Genomic DNA, 2,576 nt, shown 5'->3' on the forward strand with positions numbered 1-2,576 from the left:
GGCTGCGCCTGGGCTTCGCCCTGGCCGAACCCGCGCTGGCGGCCCGCCTGCGCGCGGCGCTGGGCCCCTGGGCGGTGTCCGGCCCCGCCCTGGCGGTGGGCATCCCGGCGCTGCGGGACCGGAACTGGCTGATGGAAGCCGCGCGCCGCTGCGCCGTGGACGCGCTGCGGCTGGACATGCTGCTGGCCCAGGCGGGCTTCCGCATCCTGGGCGGAACCAGCCTCTTCCGCCTCGCCTCCCACGAGGCCGCGCCCGAATGGTTCGCGCGGCTGGGGCAGGCGGGCATCCTGGTGCGGCAGTTCCGCGATCCGGCGGCCTGGCTGCGCTTCGGCCTGCCGGGCGACGAGGCGGGCTGGGCGCGGCTGGAGGCGGCGCTCCGGGGCTGATGAGGCGCCGGGCCCACGCTCAATAGGCGTAGGCGCGCCCCGGATAGGGCGGCACGGCCGGGGCCGGATAGCTGCCATAGGCCGGCGGCGGCCGCGAGGCATCGATCGCCGCCCCCAGGGCCGCACCGGCCGCGGCACCCGCCGCCGCCGCGGAGCCCGGCGCCCCATAGGCATAGGGATCGGGCGCCACGACCTGGACGCAGCCGCCCAGCGCCGTCGCCATGAGGATCAGGCCCAGGAGGGGAAGCCGGAAGGCGGTCATGCGCATCCGGGCAGGCTGGCCCGTCCCGTGCCCCGAGGCAAGCGAGGCGGGGCGGGCCATCCCCGGACCGTCACCCCCGGCGGGGCAGCAGCTGTTCCGCCAGCGTGGCGAAATAGGACGCGCCCACCGGCAGGATCTCGTCGTTGAAGTCATAGAGCGGGTGGTGGACATTCGGGTCGTGCCCCGTCCGGCCGCCGCCGAGGAACAGGTAGGACCCGTCCTTCATGTTGAGCATGAAGGAGAAGTCCTCGCCGCCCATGGTCGGCTTCTCCACCTCGATCACCCGGCCCTCGCCCACCACGGCCGCCGCCGCCCGTGCGGCGAGGCGGGTGCTCTCCGCCTCGTTCACCGTGGCCGGATAGGCGCGCTGGAAATCGACCTCAGCGCTGGCGCCGAAGGCCGCCGCGATGCCGCCCGCGATCTCGCGCACCTTGCGCTCCAGCAGATCGCCGATCTCCGGCTTGAACCAGCGCGCGGTGCCCTGCATCCGCACCACCTCCGGGATCACGTTGAAGGTATGGCCGCCGGTGATATGCGCGATGGTCACGACGCCGGCCTCCACCGGCTCGACATTGCGCGCCACGATGGATTGCAGCGCGGAAACGATCTGCGCCGCGATCACGATCGGGTCGTTGCCGTTGTGCGGCATGGCGCCATGCGCGCCCTTGCCGGTGACGGTGATGGTGATGTTGGCAACGGCGGCCATGACCGGGCCGACCTTCCAGGCGAACTGCCCGGCGGGCAGGCTGGGCCAGTTGTGGATGCCGAAGACGCGCTTCATGGGGAAACGCTCGAACAGCCCCTCCTTCACCATCGCGTCGCCGCCGCCGAAATTCTCCTCGGCCGGCTGGAAGATCACATAGGCGGTGCCGGCGAAGTTGCGCGTCTCCGCCAGGTACTTCGCGGCGCCCAGCAGCATGGTGGTATGCCCGTCATGGCCGCAGGCATGCATCTTCCCCGGCACGGTGGAGGCATGGCCGAGCCCCGTCTCCTCCAGGATCGGCAGCGCGTCCATGTCGGCGCGGAAGCCGATGCCGTCGCCCGGCTCCTGCCCCCGGATCACCCCGACCACGCCGGTCTTCGCGATGCCGGTGACGACCTCGTCGCAGCCGAACTCCCGCAGCTTCTCCGCCACGATGCCGGAGGTGCGGACCTCCTCGTAGGCCAGCTCCGGATGACGGTGGAAATCCTGCCGCCAAGCGGTCATCTCGTCGTGGAATTCGGCGATCCGGTTCAGGACAGGCATGACGGCCCTCGCTCTGTGTCTTCGCCCCATGGTTTGGAGCCGGTCCGGGGTGGAGGCAAGAGCGGCCGCTGGGCGCATCACCGCCTCACCCCCGCCCGAAAGTGCCCGCCAGCCCCGCCTCCAGCGAACGCGGCACGACGCCCAGCTCCGCCCGCATCGGCCCGGTGTCGAAGCCCTTGTCCTCCGTCAGCCGCCGCAGCTCGCTCGCCCGCACGGTGGGCAGGAACGGCAGCAGCCGGGTGAGGGGGGACAGCGCCAGCAGCGGCGCCAGCGGCACGGGCAGCACCGGCGGCACCCGCACCCCGGCGGCATGGCACACCGCGCGCAGGAAATCGGCATAGCGCACCGCCTCCGGCCCGGCGATCACCAGCGCCTTGGGCGCCTCCCAGTCCCGCGCCAGGGCGGCGCGCAGGCTGGCGGTCACGTCGTCCTGGTGGATCGGCTGCACCAGGGCGCGCCCGCCGCCGGGCAGGGGGGCAAGGGGCAGGCGCCGCATCAGCGCGGCCAGGCGCTGCACATTGTCCTCCCCCTGGGCGCCATAGATCATGGTGGGGTGCAGGATCACGCCGTTCCGGCCGCTGGCCAGCAGCGCCGCCTCGCCGGCCCGCACGCCGTCGCCATGCGCATCCGCCCAGCGGGAGAAGCGGCGCGTGCTGCCCATCAGCACGATCCGCGCCTCCGC

At 73.2% G+C, this 2,576-nt stretch carries 4 protein-coding genes; 1 reads left to right on the plus strand and 3 read right to left on the minus strand.

The genetic code is table 11. From position 1 onward, the window contains the following. Positions 1–386, plus strand: a 386-nt coding sequence (locus ROTAS13_RS22825) for an aminotransferase class I/II-fold pyridoxal phosphate-dependent enzyme (RefSeq protein WP_371329283.1), incomplete at its 5' end; no start/stop codon positions are given. A 19-nt stretch (positions 387–405) separates the two neighbouring features. Here the strand turns inward: ROTAS13_RS22825 and ROTAS13_RS22830 are convergent. The 3 genes from ROTAS13_RS22830 to ROTAS13_RS22840 form a co-directional block, all read right to left on the minus strand. Then, positions 406–648, minus strand: a complete 243-nt coding sequence (locus ROTAS13_RS22830; protein WP_019462588.1) for a hypothetical protein — start codon at positions 646–648, stop codon at positions 406–408. Between the two features lie 70 nt (positions 649–718). Further along, a complete protein-coding gene (locus ROTAS13_RS22835) occupies positions 719–1,894 on the minus strand; it encodes a M20 aminoacylase family protein (protein WP_058390330.1) in 1,176 nt (391 codons plus the stop codon). A gap of 85 nt (positions 1,895–1,979) precedes the next feature. Next, positions 1,980–2,576: SDR family oxidoreductase (locus ROTAS13_RS22840; protein ID WP_075823531.1), on the minus strand; the 597-nt coding region annotated here is incomplete at its 5' end.

It is taken from the genome of Roseomonas sp. TAS13 (assembly GCF_001950415.1).
Taxonomy (GTDB): Bacteria; Pseudomonadota; Alphaproteobacteria; order Acetobacterales; family Acetobacteraceae; genus Roseomonas; species Roseomonas mucosa.